Source organism: Paenibacillus sp. J31R98 (assembly GCF_056269245.1).
Genome location: NZ_JBWDNO010000010.1, coordinates 127,502 through 142,048, shown reverse-complemented (window position 1 = coordinate 142,048; position 14,547 = coordinate 127,502). Strand labels below are relative to the sequence as shown.

Below are 14,547 nucleotides of genomic sequence, written 5' to 3'. Positions count from 1 at the left end.
GTGTACGTCTCGTTTATGCGCACGGAACGCTAAATTTTCATTGTCTGGGGGCTGTTTTCTTTGTTTCAAACGCAATCGCGGAAATTAGGGTCACACGTACAAGGCGTCTTTCACGGACGTTCGCGATTCGGTCTGCTTGTCGTGCTCCTGCTCGCCTTGCTGGTCGTCTCTGCCGTCGTTGCCGTATCGCTCGGTCAAGTGGCTATTCCATTCTCGCAGTCTTTTCGCATTCTGATCTACCAGTTGAGTGGCTTCGAGCTTGGGCATATCAAGGAAGTTGCGAATGGCATGGAGGGCAACATCATCTGGGAAATCAGGCTGCCTCGCGTACTGATGGCTGTACTCGTCGGAGCAGGACTCGCGATGTGCGGAACCGTCATGCAGGCATCTGTCCAGAACTCGCTTGCCGATCCTTATCTGCTCGGGATCTCCTCAGGGGCGGTGCTCGGCGCGACGTTCGCTATTCTTATTGGCATCGGCAAGATTAGCTGGCTTGGAGATACAGGGGTCGCCTTCTGGGCGTTCGTCGGCGCACTTGGCGCCGCGGCGCTTGTGCTGATGTTCGCGAGCATGGGCGGGAAGACTTCGCCCATTAAGCTCGTGCTTGCCGGACTCGTTATTGATGCGTTATGCGGCGCGGTATCAAACTTCATCATCTCGGTTGCGAATAACGTGGAAGGCATCCGCACGCTGACCTTTTGGACGATGGGAAGTCTAGCGTCAGCGAACTGGTCGAAGATCCCGCTTGTTGCCATCGTTGTCATCATTACGATGCTGCTCATGCTTATGCAATCCCGTGTTCTAAATACGATGCTGCTTGGCGATGAAGCGGCTGTGACACTGGGCATTGATCTGACGCAATATCGCAGAGTTTATATGGTCATGACCGCCGTCGTTACCGGCGTAATCGTGTCCGCTTGCGGCATTATCGGCTTCATCGGCTTAATCGTGCCGCATATATTCAGAAGCCTTGTCGGCACGGACCATAAGCGGCTTCTTCCCGCCACGATAATCGGCGGAGCCGTCTTCCTCGTCTGGACGGACATTCTCGCTAGGAATGCGATGAGGGATATGGAGCTGCCAATAGGCGTTATAACGGCGTTTATCGGCGCGCCGCTCTTTATGTACATTTTGATCAAGAAGAATTACGGATTTGGAGGGAAATGAGATGGAGCTGTCAGCAAATCGTCTCTCGGTCGCTTTGTCAGGCACAGATATCGTCAAAGGCATTTCGCTGCGCGTGGAATCCGGTCGCTTCGTCGGCATAATCGGACCGAATGGCTGCGGGAAGTCGACGCTGCTCAAGAGCATCTATAAGGTCATTAAACCGAAGAGCGGCGCCGTTCTGCTTGGCGGGGATGACGTACTCAAGGCGAGTCCGCGTTCCGTCGCCCGGAAGATGAGCGTAGTCGGGCAGTTCAATGAGCTTGGCTTTGATTTCACCGTACAGGAAATGGTTATGATGGGCCGGACGCCGCATAAGAAGCTTATGGAGCGGGATAACGCAGAGGATTATCGGATTGTCGAAGCTGCGCTCGAGCGAGTCAACTTGTCCGATTATGCAGAGCGCAGTTACGAGACGCTGTCCGGAGGCGAGAAGCAGCGGGTCATTCTGGCCAGAGCGATCGCGCAGCAGCCATCTTTCATGGTCTTGGATGAGCCAACCAACCATCTGGACATCAAGTATCAGCTGCAGATCTTGACGATCGTAAAGTCGCTCGGCATTGGAGTACTGGCGGCGCTTCACGACCTGAGCCTGGCGGCAGCCTATTGCGACTATCTCTATCTCATCGACAAAGGGCAGATCGTCGCGGAAGGCGAGCCGGAGAAGGTGCTTACCCGTGACAACATTCGCCGCTTGTTCGATGTGGAATGCGAGATCTATGCCAACCCCGTAACAGGCGGGCTTGCAATTGCTTATTTACCCGAGGAGCCAGTCTCCCGCAGCACAACCAAAACCGAAATTGCTGGATAATACGAGAAGGAGTGGATTGGATATGGAGAAAGTGCTATATGATGTAACGATTATCGGAGGGGGTCCTGGGGGACTGTTCTCTTCCTTCTACAGTGGCCTTCGGGAATTGAAAACGAAGATTATCGAGTTTCAGCCTTTTCTAGGGGGCAAAGTGAACGTATATCCGGAGAAAATGATTTGGGATGTCGGAGGCCTCACCCCGGTTACCGGTGAACGTCTTATTGAACAACTGGTTGCGCAGGGTACGACATTTGATCCGACCATCGTGCTTGGGGAGAAGGTGACGACTATCTCCAAGGGAGAAGACGGACATTTTGTACTGCTGACCGAGTCAGGGGAGAAACATTATTCCAAGACCGTCATCCTTGCCATCGGCTATGGCATTCTGAAGCCGACCAAGCTGGAGCTTGAGGGAGCGGAGCGCTACGAAATCGCTAATTTGCACTATACGGTAAAATCTCTGTCGCGATTTAAAGACAAAGTCGTGCTCATCTCCGGCGGCGGAAGCACGGCGATCGATTGGGCGAACGAGCTCGCTCCGTTTGCGAAGCAGGTTTATTTGACGTATCGCAAAGATTCGCTTAAAGGTCACGAAGCCGAGGTGTCGAAGCTGGTCGAGAACGGCGTCGCATGTCTCTTGAATACGGAGATCGAGAAGCTGATCGCACCGCCAGGACAAGAAGCGATTGCGAACGTGCTGCTTCGCAATAATGACGACAACGCGAAGGTTGAGCTTCCTGTGGACGAGGTCATTATTTGTCATGGTTATGACCGGGAAAGAGACTTGCTCGATAACAGCGAGGTTCCCATAGAAATGAAGGATGAGTGGAATATCGCGGGCACGCCGATGAGCGAAACGTCGGTTCCCGGCATCTACGCAGTTGGCGACTTGCTCGCCCACGAAGGCAAGCTGCATCTCATCGCGGGTGCATTCCAAGATGCGGCCAATGCGGTGAACAAAGCGAAGAAGTATATCACACCGGAAGCAGAAGAGTATGGGGTGGTATCCTCGCATAATGATCGGTTCAACGAACGCAACCGCGAGCTCAAGAAGCAGCTGTTCGCGAATTAATCGAATCCGCCAAACTCACGCAGGGTAGCACTCATACATTACCAGCCATCCGTCATTTTAACATTACTCTAGCGCGTGCTATAATTGCAGGTATACAACGAGAGAATCTCGGGATGACAAGGAGGCGGCGCTGATGGAACAACTGTTAGACTTAATTCAGTTATTGCTCTCGATCAGTCTAATCTACTCTATCGTGTCCTTTACCTCTGCGTTCATTTCCGCTAAGGAGATTCCGCCGAGCCACGGCATGGTGGCTGATGCTCCGTCTGTGGCGGAGCCCATTAATCTGCCCCAAGCAGCCAATATGCTGCGGTGGATTGTACTTACCATTAGACGAAAGGAATCGCCTGATGATACAGACTGTCCTTCCCTTATTGATGCATAGTACATTCAATAGGGAGGATTACCATGATAACGAAGTCGAAATCGAAGATAAAGTCTCACAAATGGATGAAGCCCGCGCTCCTCGCGCTCCTCGGGGTCACACTAGCCCTGACGCTCAGCGGCTGCTCGGCTGCATCAGCGTCGCATCCGATCGAAGCCTCTTCGCCGGGGCTGTTTAACCACTATTTGATCTACCCGTTCTCCCTGCTGCTGAAATGGATTGGGAATGGTTCGGGCGGCGATTATGGGCTTTCCATTATCCTGATGACGCTCATGATCCGAACCGCCATTCTGCCGCTGATGATGAATCAGACGAAGAAGCAGGTGGCCATGCGGGCGAAGATGGCTGTTCTCCAGCCTGAGCTGGACGCGATTAAAGCGAAGTACAAGGACAATTCCAGTCTCGAAGCGAAGCGGCAGCTGCAAGCCGATACGATGCAGCTCTATCAGAAGCATCAGTTCAATCCGCTTAATGTGGGCTGCTTGCCGATGCTTCTGCAATGGCCGATCACGCTCGCATTCTACTACGCGATCCGCCGTACGCCGGAGATTGCCGCTCATAATTTCCTGTGGTTCAGCCTAGGGAAGCCGGACGTGATCCTGCCGTTCATTGCGGCGGCTGTCTATTTCGTTCAATTCCGCGTCTCGCAGAAGATGTCGGCGCAGTTCCAGCAGAACGCGAGCGCTGGTAACCAGCTCGCTTTCATCGGCTTGCTGTCCCCGATTATGATGGGGGTAACCGCGTTTGCCATGCCGGCTGCATTGCCGCTGTATTGGTCGGTAGGCGGAATATTCATTATTGTTCAGACGATCCTTCTGAATAAGCTGTATGCGAAGCCTGCGCAGACGAATCCGTCTGAGCTGGCGGAGAAGATGTAAACAAAGACCGGGCCTGCCATTGTGGTAGGGACCCGGTCTTTTTTAATTATTTAACTTTTGTTTCCAAGCCTAACATAAATCTAATGATTTTGGCGAAACATGCCGAAAAACATTTTAGGACTAATGTACTAGCGAAACTATTATAAAGGAGCGCTTTACAAATGAAGAAGAGGTTTTCCAAATGGCTGCTGCTTCCTCTTGCAGCTAGCCTGTTATTACCAGCTGGAGTCGTCTCGGCGGCTGATGCGCCGGCTGCCAAAACAACGGCGGATTTCAAGGATTTGGCCGGAACTGACGCAGCACTTTTAGCCAAGATTGATGCTTTATTAGCGAAGGGTGTATTTGAAGGTGTCGGCAACGACAGTTTCGGTATCGATCAGAACATGACACGCGCGCAATTTGCCAAAGTTCTTACATTGATTTACGGCGTCAATGTCGACAATTCAGTTACAACGTCTAGCTTCACCGATGTGAAATCGGACTCTGCGAACGGTTGGGCTATTCCTTTTATTGAAGCAGCGAAGAAAGCGAGTCTCCTTGACGGAGTGGGGGATAACAAATTCTCGCCAAACAGTGATGTTAGCCTGGGACAAATGGCGACAGGCTTAGTGAGAGGGTTTGGCCAACAACCCAACACGACAGGAACTCCATGGTATGCCGATGCAGTCAAACAAGCAGTCGATAAGAAAGTGCTGCCAGAAGGCACGGATGGATCAAAGCTCGCAACTCGTGCTGATCTGGTTGTAGGGTCATATGGCGCTCAACAAGCATACGAGCAACTTCAGAACAATCAGAAGCTTTCTCTCGTTAGTGCAAAAGCGGTAGGCGCGAAGAAAATTGCCGTGAGCTTCAATAAACAAGCCGACTCGTCGACTATAAAGTTGTCAGTCACGAAGGATGGCAAGTCGATCAGTGCGCAGGCTGTATCCGACGGCTCTAAAGGCTATGTTCTAACCTTCTCGGAGGCCATGAAGGCGGGGAACTACACGGTCACTGCAAGCAGCTCTAATCAAGAATTGGACGTATCGTCTACGAGCTTGGCAGTTCAGGACGAGCAGATTGTAAAGCTTGAATTTAGCAACGCTTCGGATACGCTAGCGAGTTCCAAGCAGGTAGCCGTCTCGTTCAAAGCAACCAATCAATATGGCGAAGCTGTGCAGGTAACGGCTTCGAATGTCAAAGTTCAATCCAGCGCAGGAGCGGTATTGAATGAAGCGCAGCAAGCCGTAGTATTGAATACAACGTCTTTGCTGGAAGGTACAGCTGTCTCGATTACTGTAACAGCCAATGATACTGCGGTCTCGGTGACGAAAATCTTCAAGATTGGGGCTGTGAAGGAAGAGGAAGTGACGGAAGAACCAGCACCGGTTGTAACTCGTGCGGTTGCGCCTGCAGCAGTTCCGGCAGGTGGAGCCGTAGTCTCAGGCAGAACGGTGACACTGAGTACAGCGACATCAGGCGCAACCATCTACTATACGACGGATGGCAGTACTCCAAGCATAAACAGCACGGAATACACGTACCCTATTTCTATTACAACTGCGCAAACAATCAAGGCGATTGCGGTTAAATCAGGGAAGCGAACGAGCAATGTGATGGAAGAGAGCTATACGGTGCAAGCACAAGCTGCAGCGCCGACGGCAAGCGTGGCGGCAGGCGCGGTTCAATCGGGAACGACGGTCGCTCTGAGCACGACGACGTCAGGCGCAACGATCTACTACACGACGAACAGCACGACGCCAAGCGCTACGAACGGTACGGTATATAGCAGCCAGATCTCAATTACAGGCGCTGTAACGATTAAAGCGATCGCTGTGAAGAGCGGCATGACAGACAGCGCCGTAACAAGCGTCAGCTACACCGTGCAAGCGCAGCAAGCTGCAGCGCCAACGGCAAACGTTGCGGCGGGCGAGGTTCAATCGGGAACGACGGTCGCTCTGAGCACGACGACGTCAGGCGCAACGATCTACTACACGACGAACAGCACGACGCCAAGCGCTACGAATGGTACGGTATATAGCAGCCAGATCTCAATTACAGGCGCTGTAACGATTAAAGCGATTGCTGTGAAGAGCGGCATGACAGACAGCACAGTTACGAGCGTCAGCTATACTATACAGTCGTTTGTAGATCCAGTAGAACTGTTTGCCCCGCGCAATTACCCTTTCACTGATCCTGTAGAAGGCTCAATAACGGGTACGGCAAAGATTACGGTTCTAGCCAATTTGCCAAGCGGGGCTACGAAATGGATGGTAAGTACGAGCGTTAATTCACCAACAATACCATCCGCTGGCTCTACTTTCGTTGGAACTGATTATACACAGGGGCAAAATTTTGATGTTAGTGGTGGAAAGGTCTGGGTTGCGCTAGCTGCAACGGATAGCACTGGCCATGTCGTCGGTTTCGGAACGCTACTCTACTCGGAAACAACTGATCCAACTGGTCCGACCGGCCCAACCGGCCCAACCGGCCCAACCGGCCCAACCGATCCGACTGATCCGACCGGCCCAACCGGTCCAACTAATCCGTGGCCACCAATCTACCCTTAATAATTGCTGCGGCACGTCACTCAGCGGATCGGATTATGCACTCACGAATTAGAGAAAGCCGGGATGCCTACAATTGTGGTAGGCTCCCGGCTTTCTTCGTTTATTTAACGATTCAGAATACTATCCTCCAGCACGGAGAACTTATCTCCATACTCCTTCACAATATGATGCTCGCCCCATGTGCACAACGAATCCAGCGTTGGCTTCAAAGTCCAGCCGTAAGGTGTGAGCTCATATTCCACTTTCGGAGGCACTTCATTGTAGACGATTCGATTAATGATGCCGTCGTCCTCCAGCTCGCGCAGCTGCTGGGTAAGCATCTTCTGCGTAATGCCGGGCATGAGCCGTTTGAGATCGCTCGTCCGCTTCTTGCCGTGTGTGAGATGGCATAGAATGACGCATTTCCATTTGCCGCCGATAACCTCTAACGTTGCTTCGACCGAGATGTTATATTTTTTTCGCTCCATAGTTGATGCTCCTTATTCCAATCAGGTTGTGTATGAAAATGAGGGTAGGGTACTTTTTGGTGCCTATAGCACTTAAGAGTGCGTACTGTTCGCTGCGGAAGGTCTCCACTATAATAGCACTACCGGCCGGTGAATACCAAACTTCAAGGAGTGGAACGATTGTCTAGTATGAATCGAAAAAGCATGCTTGCGCTCATCGCGCTGGCAGTTAGTGCATTTGCCATTGGAACAACCGAGTTTATTAGCGTCGGGCTGCTGCCTCTCATCGCTGATGACCTGAATATAACCGTACGTACAGCTGGACTTACGGTCACGATATACGCCCTTGGCGTAACGATCGGTGCGCCGATCCTGACTTCGTTAACTGGGAACGTACCGCGCAAGACGCTGCTGCTCTGGATCATGGCGGTCTTCATTGCCGGGAACAGCGTAGCTGCCCTGTCTCACGGAATTACGCTGCTGCTGACAGCACGCGTGATCTCGGCTTTCGCACACGGCGTCTTTATGTCGATTGGCTCGACGATTGCGGCCAGCCTTGTGCCGGAGAATCGCCGGGCGAGCGCTATCTCCATTATGTTCTCTGGGCTTACGATTGCGACGGTAACAGGCGTGCCGCTCGGCACATTGCTCGGACAGCAGTGGGGCTGGCGGAGTTCGTTCATCGCTATTGCAGTGATTGGTCTCGTGGCGCTCATCGCGAACGCGCTGCTCGTTACTCGCGAATTAAGCCGTGGAACGCGTACACGAATGAGCGACCATACGAAGCTGCTCTCGAACAGCCGGCTGCTGCTCGCCTTCACGATAACGGCGCTCGGCTATGGAGGCACATTCGTCGTCTTCACGTACTTATCGCCTCTGCTGCATGAAATAACCGGATTTGGCGCCCGGACAATCGCAGTGATCCTGTTTGTCTATGGGGTCGCAATCGCGATCGGCAATCTAATCGGTGGACGGGCGGCTAACCGCAAGCCGCTTCAGGCGCTGCTGTACATGTTCGCTGCGCAGGCTGTCGTGCTGCTTTTGCTCGCTTTTGCCGCTCCGTTCAAAGGCCCGGCGCTGCTTGTAATTTTCCTCATGGGGCTGCTTGCCTTCATGAACGTGCCTGGACTGCAGACTTACGTGGTTATCCTGGCCGAACGGTTCGCGCCGAAGATGAAAGACGTGGCGTCCGCGCTTAACATTGCCGCATTCAATGCCGGTATTGCAATTGGTGCTTATGTAGGCGGGCTCGTGGCTGAGCAAATGGGACTTGTGCATACCGCATGGGTTGGTGCCTTAATGGTAGCCGCTGCAGCGGTGCTGACAAAGTGGAGCAGCGCAATGGAGAAGCGGGATCAGATGGCTGATGCGGACAAGCAAGGGCAGATGACCGCCTGAGCAGATTAAGAAGAGCACGACAACAACAATGAACAGGTATGAAAATAAGGAGGATATTAAATAATGAGTACAACAGCAAAACATCTGCAGGATACAACGAGTCTAAATAACGGGGTAGCGATGCCATGGCTAGGGCTCGGCGTCTTCAAAGTCGAAGAAGGGCAAGAGCTGATCGACGCCGTGAAGGAAGCTATTCGCTTCGGCTATCGGAGCATCGACACGGCTGCGATTTATAACAATGAGAAGGGCGTTGGGCAAGCCATTGCAGAAGCGCTCACGGAACTCCCTGTAAGCCGGGAAGAGCTATTCATCACGTCTAAAGTGTGGAACGCAGACCTCGGCTATGAGTCGACGTTGGCTGCCTTCGATGCAAGCCTCGAGAAGCTAGGTCTCGATTATCTTGATCTGTATCTGATCCACTGGCCGGTTAAGGGCAAATACAAGGACGCTTGGCGCGCGCTCGAGAAGTTATACAAGGATGGCCGCGTCCGTGCAATCGGCGTCAGCAATTTCCAAGTCCATCATCTGCAGGACCTCATGAAGGATGCCGAAGTCGTTCCGATGGTCAATCAAGTGGAACTCCATCCGCGTTTATCGCAAGCCGAGCTGATCAAGTTCTGCGTAGAACAGCGCATTCAGATCGAAGCATGGTCGCCGCTTGCGCAAGGGCAGCTGCTGGATAATCCGACTCTGCAAGACATCGCAGCGAAGCACGGCAAGTCGATTGCTCAGATCATCCTGCGTTGGGATCTGCAGCACGGCATTGTCACGATACCGAAATCGACCAAGGCGCACCGTATCGCCGAGAACGCATCCGTGTTCGACTTCGAGCTGACAGCCGAAGAGATGACACGTATTGACGGGCTGAACGAGAATCTTCGCGTCGGACCCGATCCGGATAACTTTGATTTCTAATAAAATGGCCGATATCATCCCAATTGAGGGTGATTATCGGCCATTTTCTACTTAGAAGTACGTTCGCCGCATAGGCTCGTTCTTCTGACGCTCGAGCGCTCTAATCAGCATGAACTTCCGCACGCCACCGGCATGCGCCAAGGCGAGCTGTCCCTCTTGATCTGCCTCTTCTTGATTGCCCGTCCCGAAAGCAATCTCCGCATCAATAACATGCCGGAGCGCCTTGTTTCGAATCGCAGCTTTGAATGCGTCAGCGCGATTATAATCATTCTCCAAAATCGCGATTAAAGCTTGCGAGTAACTGCGATCCGAGACCGATCGAAGCTCGCTCACGAGCTGCGTCGCTTCGGCAAGCTCTTGACGTTCAAGGTGCAGCGAGATCAGCGCTGCGGTCCTTGCATGCTTATTGCGAATGAGCGGGATCGTCCGCTCTACGGCATCGAAGTCGCCTTTAGCCACATCGAGCAGCAAAGCATTTTGCGGATATTTTGTCTTTGTCCGCTGGAGAAAAGCCTCGACCTTGCTCATATTTTGCGTCCACAACAGGATATGTAATCGCGGGATCAAGAACAAGGCGAATACAAGAACGAATACGACAGACAGTACCATCCATTCCTGCTCCGGGGATATGTCATGCGCCCCAAGCCAAATGCCGAAGCCGAATGCTGGCGGGAGGATGAGAGCCCATTTTAACCATTTATTCATTTCTTGTGCTCCTTAACCTGAATTGTGATTGGGCGATGCAATGCCTAAGGATAAGGGGAAATGAAAGCGGCGGCTATATGTAAATAGTGGGATTTACCCCGTTGCTGTATTGATTTTCATGCTGAAAGCTGAGATTCTGGACAAGGCGTTCGCTGAAACGGCGCTTTATCCACGCATAATGGGAAAGGGGTTAAGCATCACATAGCTATGGAACTAACATGGGAAATTATCGCACTAATGCTTGGCGGCGGGTTTCTTGCTGCCTTTATTGATTCATCGGTGGGCGGTGGAGGTCTGATCTCCGTGCCGGTCCTGCTCGCGGCAGGGCTGCCGCCGCATCTGGCGCTTGGGACGAATAAGCTCTCGGCATCGTTATCGTCGGTGACGAGCACGCTCACATTCTGGCGTTCTGGCAAAATCAATCTGCGCAGCACCGGCAAGCTTGTCCCGTTCACTGCGGTTGGCGCGGCGGGAGGGGCGCTGCTGCTGCAGCTCATTCCGTCGGATTGGCTTCGTCCGGCGATTGTTGTCATGCTGATCGCGGTCACAATCTATACGCTCTTGAAGCGCAATTGGGGGATGGAAGGGGAGTATCTCAAGCTTACGACAGCCGCGCAGCTCGGCGCGATTGCGGCGGCGTTCGTGCTCGGCGCCTATGATGGATTCTTCGGGCCGGGAACGGGCTCGTTCCTCATCTTTATCTTCATCATGCTGGGTTACGACTTCGTACAGGCGGCAGGCAATGCGAAGCTGCTTAATTTCACGAGCAACGTGGCGAGCTTGATCGTGTTTCTATCGCTCGGATGGGTGGATTTTCGCCTTGGGTTGCTGATGGGCGCTGCGATGGTGCTCGGTTCGTTAGCCGGCTCGCGGCTTGCCATTCGGCAGGGGACGAAGTACGTGAAGCTGCTGTTCGTCCTCGTGACGGTGCTGTTAATTGGCAAGCAGCTGTGGACGTTGGTATCAGGCAGCTAGCATTAAGCGCCAGTCCGCGCCAGCGTCTCGTTCACTTCACCATGCCTCTGCGCAGCGCGGTTACGACAACCTGCGTCCGATCTTCACAACCGAACTTCTGCAGGATGCGATGGACATGGCTTTTGACCGTGCCCTCACTAATAAACAGCTTCTGCGCAATGCGGTCATTGCGCAGACCATACGCCATCTCCTGCAAAATCTCCTGTTCGCGTTCGGTGAGCAGCTCCGGCGGTGGGGACTGCTCCGAACCTTCGGAATAAGAGGGCAGAAGCACAGCGGACGAGACCGCACGGGATAGTGCGCCAGCCGCTAGCTCTGTTCGATACACAGCTTCGCCCCGATAGGCAGATAGAATCGCTTCGAGCATATCTTCCACGTCGGCATCCTTCAGCAAATAACCTACCGCGCCCGAGCGGATGACCTCGTAGATGTAATCGGGATCGTTGAACGTGGTGAGGATCACGATCTTCACGCTGGGCAGCTGCTTGATAATCAGCTTCGAAGCCTCAATGCCTGTCATGCCCGGCATCTGGATATCCATCAGGATAATGTCCGGCTTCAGGCCGAGCGCCTGGGCGACAGCTTCATTGCCGTCCGCCGCTTCTCCGGCGATCTCCATATCGTCCTGCAAGCTGATGACATAGCTAAAGCCTTGCCGAATCATCTTCTGATCGTCCACGAGCAATACTTTTATTTTACCGTCCGTCGTCATGATCACTCGTAATTCTCCTCCTTCGTCTCTTCTTCATCCGCGCTCATCGGCAGCTCTGCTCGGATTTGAAACCCATGCGACTCAGCCGCCCCAAAGATCAGACGTCCGCCAGCCTCCTTCAGTCTCGCCCGCATCGTCGTAAGTCCAAACCCTTCACGAACCGCTTCGCCTGCAGACAACCTTCCGTTATCCTGCACGATCAGCACCATTCGCTTCCCTTCGGAAAATACCCGCACATCGACATGCTTCGCCTCGGAATGACGCACAATATTCGTGATCGCTTCTTGCATGAGGCGAAAGAGCAAGGTTGCGTTCTCCTCGGTAATCTCGTCTTCTTCAAGCGCCGCCTCGAAGCTGGAAGTGATGCTTGTCGTTGCCTCCATTCGCGCGAGCTGCGCCTTTATTGGAGCGAGTCCGGATATCGATCGGTCATCGGCAAGCGCATGAACGGAAGTCCGAATATCATGAAGGCCTTGGCGGGCTACCTCCAGCATGCCGGCTAGCGACTGCTCCGCCCGTTCAGGGTCCTTGGCGATCATATAGCGCAGCGCCTGCATCTGAACGATCAGCGAGGTCAGGCTGTGCCCGACCGCATCGTGGATCTCGCGAGCGATTCGCGTGCGTTCGTCCAGTACCGCGCCCCGCATGGAGGTGACCGACGCTTCTTGCAGATGGACATAGGCTTCCTGAAGCTCTGCTAAGTTGCGTTTATTCTCCTCGTAGATGGCATCGCGCTGGCGACGGCTTTGTACGTTGAAATAGAAGAATACCGCGATAATGACGAAAGAGATGAAGCTAATCAAGCTTACGTCGCCGAAGGCCGTATACAGCCCGGCAATCACGATCATTGCTGCAAGCATTGGAATGCGTTTTGGCGCAAGCGCTAACCGAATTGTTGTCGTTACAACGATAATCGCCAGAAAATATAGCAGTACGTTCTCCTGATAAAAGATCATGCCCGCTGCCGTCTCTGCTGCTGCAAGCGCCACGAATGCGAGTGACATTCGTCTCGTCTGCCAGAAGCCGCGGAATACGAATCGGCTGATGTATGTCGCTAAGATGATGAGGTTCAAGGTGATCTTCAAAGGGGAGCCTGCGAAAAATCCGTTCATATTCATAAGAATGGCGATGAATACGGCTCCGGCTGCCGAACGGATGACAGACCGTCTGTCATTCAGCTGCTCCATATCGATTTCCCTCCGATGCTGCGGCTTCTTGTTACATTTATTGTAGCCATGCGACGCGCCGGAACGCAATCGAGGTTGAGGCGAAAGGTGCGCATCTCTATCTACAGATATAGAGCGCGCCAAAGTCTGATTCTATCCAAGGATGGTCGTGCGGACAAGCTGATTCAGGATATGATTGTACTCGTTGAACGGTCACGATAACGAATTCGAGGGAGGCAATATACATGCAGCACATGATTATTATTTTGGTCGTATTATTGGTGGGGTACCGCATTGTTCGCCGGGTGCGCAGCAATTTCTCTTGGAGTGCGCTGCGTCCGAGAAGGCTTGGCTTGCGAATCGCTTTGTTTGCGGCGATTGGGGTCTTGTTCACGGTGGAGAGCGGTTTTACCGCAGTTAGCGTTGTCTCGGATGTGCTCGGCATTGTGCTTGGCGTTGTTCTTGGGCTTGTTGGCGCGTCGATGACGTCTTTCGAACAGCGTGGTTCCGAGCTTCACTATAAGGCAAATGTGTGGATCGGCAGTATTGTAACGGCCATGTTCATCGGGCGTTTCGGCTACCGGATGTATGAGATGGCAACCATGCCGCAAAGCCACGGCAGTTATAGCTTCATGCCAAGTGGCAGCGGCTGGGCGTCCGGACTTATCCTTATCATGTTCGCATATTACGTTGTTTATTATGCTTTTCTTATTAGCAGAGGCAAGCAAGCACCAGCACGTTTGAGCTAAAATAAAGCCGAAGCCGCTAGCCCTGAGAAGGGGAGCGTGCTTCGGCTACTTCATTAGCGGAGCGTCTTGATATACCAAGCGTCGCAAGCGTAGTGCTCAGACCCGGCAAGTGGAGCGCCCAGCTGCTCAAAGCCGTGCTTCGCGTAGAAGCGGTTCGCTGCAGCCATATTCGACAGCGTCTCCAAGTAGCACTGCTTGTAGTGCTGCCGTGCGAACGCCAGTGCAGTATCCAGCAATGAGGCAGCTGCTCCGGTGCCGCGCGCCCCCGGAAGCAGGTACATTTTCTGAAGCTCGCACACTTCATTGGACTCGGCAAAAGGAGCAATCCCGCAGCCGCCCACGACATCCCTGTCCTGCTCGATCACCCAATAAGCGCGTCCTTCTGCCTCAAAGAATTCAGTCAGCTTGCTGAGGCTCGCATCTTCCCAAGCCAGCCCTGCCCGATTGCCTCCGAACTCGATTAAACATTCCCGTATGATTCGCTCAATTGCAGCGTTATCTTTCGTCGTAAGTTCACGAATGGTCCAAGTCGTCACAGCCTTACAACCTCCATCCCTTTAATCTTCACGTATTATAGCATAGTTCATGAGATGACCATCGGTCACTTGTTGTCGCAGGAAGA

The 14,547-nt window shown here is 53.0% G+C and carries 15 protein-coding genes; 9 read left to right on the top strand and 6 right to left on the bottom strand.

Annotation, left to right across the window (positions count from 1 at the left end):
* Positions 1-60 precede the first annotated feature (60 nt).
* Genes AC0YNX_RS27525 through AC0YNX_RS27515 form a run of 3 tightly spaced genes read left to right on the top strand, consistent with a single transcriptional unit; the run spans position 61 to position 3,047 of the window.
* The gene (locus AC0YNX_RS27525) at positions 61-1,167 is read left to right on the top strand and encodes a FecCD family ABC transporter permease (RefSeq protein WP_475818911.1); all 1,107 of its coding nucleotides are present in this window, start codon (positions 61-63) and stop codon (positions 1,165-1,167) included.
* A gap of 1 nt (position 1,168) precedes the next feature.
* On the top strand, positions 1,169-1,975 hold the full coding sequence (locus AC0YNX_RS27520) for an ABC transporter ATP-binding protein (RefSeq protein WP_475818910.1): 807 nt from the start codon (positions 1,169-1,171) through the stop codon (positions 1,973-1,975).
* A gap of 22 nt (positions 1,976-1,997) precedes the next feature.
* Positions 1,998-3,047, top strand: a complete 1,050-nt coding sequence (locus AC0YNX_RS27515) for an NAD(P)/FAD-dependent oxidoreductase (protein WP_475818909.1) — start codon at positions 1,998-2,000, stop codon at positions 3,045-3,047.
* A 183-nt stretch (positions 3,048-3,230) separates the two neighbouring features.
* Here AC0YNX_RS27515 and AC0YNX_RS27510 read toward each other — a convergent pair whose 3' ends face one another.
* A complete protein-coding gene (locus tag AC0YNX_RS27510; protein ID WP_475818908.1) occupies positions 3,231-3,377 on the bottom strand; it encodes a hypothetical protein in 147 nt (48 codons plus the stop codon).
* Between the two features lie 78 nt (positions 3,378-3,455).
* Here AC0YNX_RS27510 and yidC point away from each other — a divergent pair, with 78 nt between their 5' ends.
* Complete coding sequence (gene yidC / locus AC0YNX_RS27505) at positions 3,456-4,310, top strand: membrane protein insertase YidC (protein WP_475818907.1); 855 nt, start codon at positions 3,456-3,458, stop codon at positions 4,308-4,310.
* 161 nt (positions 4,311-4,471) lie between these two features.
* Positions 4,472-6,859, top strand: coding sequence for a chitobiase/beta-hexosaminidase C-terminal domain-containing protein (locus AC0YNX_RS27500; protein ID WP_475818906.1), 2,388 nt, complete (start codon positions 4,472-4,474; stop codon positions 6,857-6,859).
* Between the two features lie 104 nt (positions 6,860-6,963).
* On the opposite strand, the gene AC0YNX_RS27495 is transcribed toward AC0YNX_RS27500, so the two are convergent.
* The gene (locus AC0YNX_RS27495) at positions 6,964-7,326 is read right to left on the bottom strand and encodes a winged helix-turn-helix transcriptional regulator (RefSeq protein ID WP_475818905.1); all 363 of its coding nucleotides are present in this window, start codon (positions 7,324-7,326) and stop codon (positions 6,964-6,966) included.
* A 168-nt stretch (positions 7,327-7,494) separates the two neighbouring features.
* Here AC0YNX_RS27495 and AC0YNX_RS27490 point away from each other — a divergent pair, with 168 nt between their 5' ends.
* Both AC0YNX_RS27490 and AC0YNX_RS27485 read left to right on the top strand, forming a co-directional pair.
* Entirely contained in the window at positions 7,495-8,703 is a 1,209-nt protein-coding gene (locus AC0YNX_RS27490) for an MFS transporter (protein WP_475818904.1), read from the top strand.
* Between the two features lie 63 nt (positions 8,704-8,766).
* Positions 8,767-9,618 carry an aldo/keto reductase gene (locus tag AC0YNX_RS27485; protein ID WP_475818903.1) on the top strand — a complete coding sequence of 284 codons (852 nt, stop codon included), beginning with the start codon at positions 8,767-8,769 and terminating at the stop codon, positions 9,616-9,618.
* A 51-nt stretch (positions 9,619-9,669) separates the two neighbouring features.
* On the opposite strand, the gene AC0YNX_RS27480 is transcribed toward AC0YNX_RS27485, so the two are convergent.
* On the bottom strand, positions 9,670-10,323 hold the full coding sequence (locus tag AC0YNX_RS27480) for a hypothetical protein (protein WP_475818902.1): 654 nt from the start codon (positions 10,321-10,323) through the stop codon (positions 9,670-9,672).
* A 207-nt stretch (positions 10,324-10,530) separates the two neighbouring features.
* Between AC0YNX_RS27480 and AC0YNX_RS27475 the strand changes: the two genes are divergently transcribed.
* The gene (locus AC0YNX_RS27475; protein WP_475818901.1) at positions 10,531-11,298 is read left to right on the top strand and encodes a TSUP family transporter; all 768 of its coding nucleotides are present in this window, start codon (positions 10,531-10,533) and stop codon (positions 11,296-11,298) included.
* A gap of 31 nt (positions 11,299-11,329) precedes the next feature.
* Here AC0YNX_RS27475 and AC0YNX_RS27470 read toward each other — a convergent pair whose 3' ends face one another.
* Both AC0YNX_RS27470 and AC0YNX_RS27465 read right to left on the bottom strand, forming a co-directional pair.
* Entirely contained in the window at positions 11,330-12,010 is a 681-nt protein-coding gene (locus AC0YNX_RS27470; RefSeq protein WP_475819010.1) for a response regulator, read from the bottom strand.
* 2 nt (positions 12,011-12,012) lie between these two features.
* Positions 12,013-13,197 (bottom strand): sensor histidine kinase, encoded by a 1,185-nt coding sequence (locus tag AC0YNX_RS27465; RefSeq protein WP_475818900.1) that lies wholly within the window; start codon positions 13,195-13,197, stop codon positions 12,013-12,015.
* Positions 13,198-13,421: 224 nt separating this feature from the next.
* On the opposite strand from AC0YNX_RS27465, the gene AC0YNX_RS27460 reads away from it, so the two are divergent.
* A complete protein-coding gene (locus tag AC0YNX_RS27460; RefSeq protein WP_475818899.1) occupies positions 13,422-13,925 on the top strand; it encodes a CcdC protein domain-containing protein in 504 nt (167 codons plus the stop codon).
* Between the two features lie 53 nt (positions 13,926-13,978).
* Here the strand turns inward: AC0YNX_RS27460 and AC0YNX_RS27455 are convergent, their stop codons facing one another.
* On the bottom strand, positions 13,979-14,461 hold the full coding sequence (locus AC0YNX_RS27455; RefSeq protein ID WP_475818898.1) for a GNAT family N-acetyltransferase: 483 nt from the start codon (positions 14,459-14,461) through the stop codon (positions 13,979-13,981).
* Between the last annotated feature and the right edge of the window lie 86 nt (positions 14,462-14,547).

Bases quoted from the DNA above. Each gene is read 5' to 3' on its own strand.
- AC0YNX_RS27460 (WP_475818899.1), top strand. From the start codon at position 13,422: ATGCAGCACATGATTATTATTTTGGTCGTATTATTGGTGGGGTACCGC.
- AC0YNX_RS27480 (WP_475818902.1), bottom strand. From the start codon at position 10,323: ATGAATAAATGGTTAAAATGGGCTCTCATCCTCCCGCCAGCATTCGGC.
- AC0YNX_RS27465 (WP_475818900.1), bottom strand. From the start codon at position 13,197: ATGGAGCAGCTGAATGACAGACGGTCTGTCATCCGTTCGGCAGCCGGA.
- AC0YNX_RS27490 (WP_475818904.1), top strand. From the start codon at position 7,495: ATGAATCGAAAAAGCATGCTTGCGCTCATCGCGCTGGCAGTTAGTGCA.
- yidC (WP_475818907.1), top strand. From the start codon at position 3,456: ATGATAACGAAGTCGAAATCGAAGATAAAGTCTCACAAATGGATGAAG.
- AC0YNX_RS27510 (WP_475818908.1), bottom strand. From the start codon at position 3,377: ATGGTAAGTACAATCCACCGCAGCATATTGGCTGCTTGGGGCAGATTA.
- AC0YNX_RS27495 (WP_475818905.1), bottom strand. From the start codon at position 7,326: ATGGAGCGAAAAAAATATAACATCTCGGTCGAAGCAACGTTAGAGGTT.
- AC0YNX_RS27485 (WP_475818903.1), top strand. From the start codon at position 8,767: ATGAGTACAACAGCAAAACATCTGCAGGATACAACGAGTCTAAATAAC.
- AC0YNX_RS27475 (WP_475818901.1), top strand. From the start codon at position 10,531: ATGGAACTAACATGGGAAATTATCGCACTAATGCTTGGCGGCGGGTTT.
- AC0YNX_RS27520 (WP_475818910.1), top strand. From the start codon at position 1,169: ATGGAGCTGTCAGCAAATCGTCTCTCGGTCGCTTTGTCAGGCACAGAT.
- AC0YNX_RS27500 (WP_475818906.1), top strand. From the start codon at position 4,472: ATGAAGAAGAGGTTTTCCAAATGGCTGCTGCTTCCTCTTGCAGCTAGC.
- AC0YNX_RS27515 (WP_475818909.1), top strand. From the start codon at position 1,998: ATGGAGAAAGTGCTATATGATGTAACGATTATCGGAGGGGGTCCTGGG.
- AC0YNX_RS27470 (WP_475819010.1), bottom strand. From the start codon at position 12,010: ATGACGACGGACGGTAAAATAAAAGTATTGCTCGTGGACGATCAGAAG.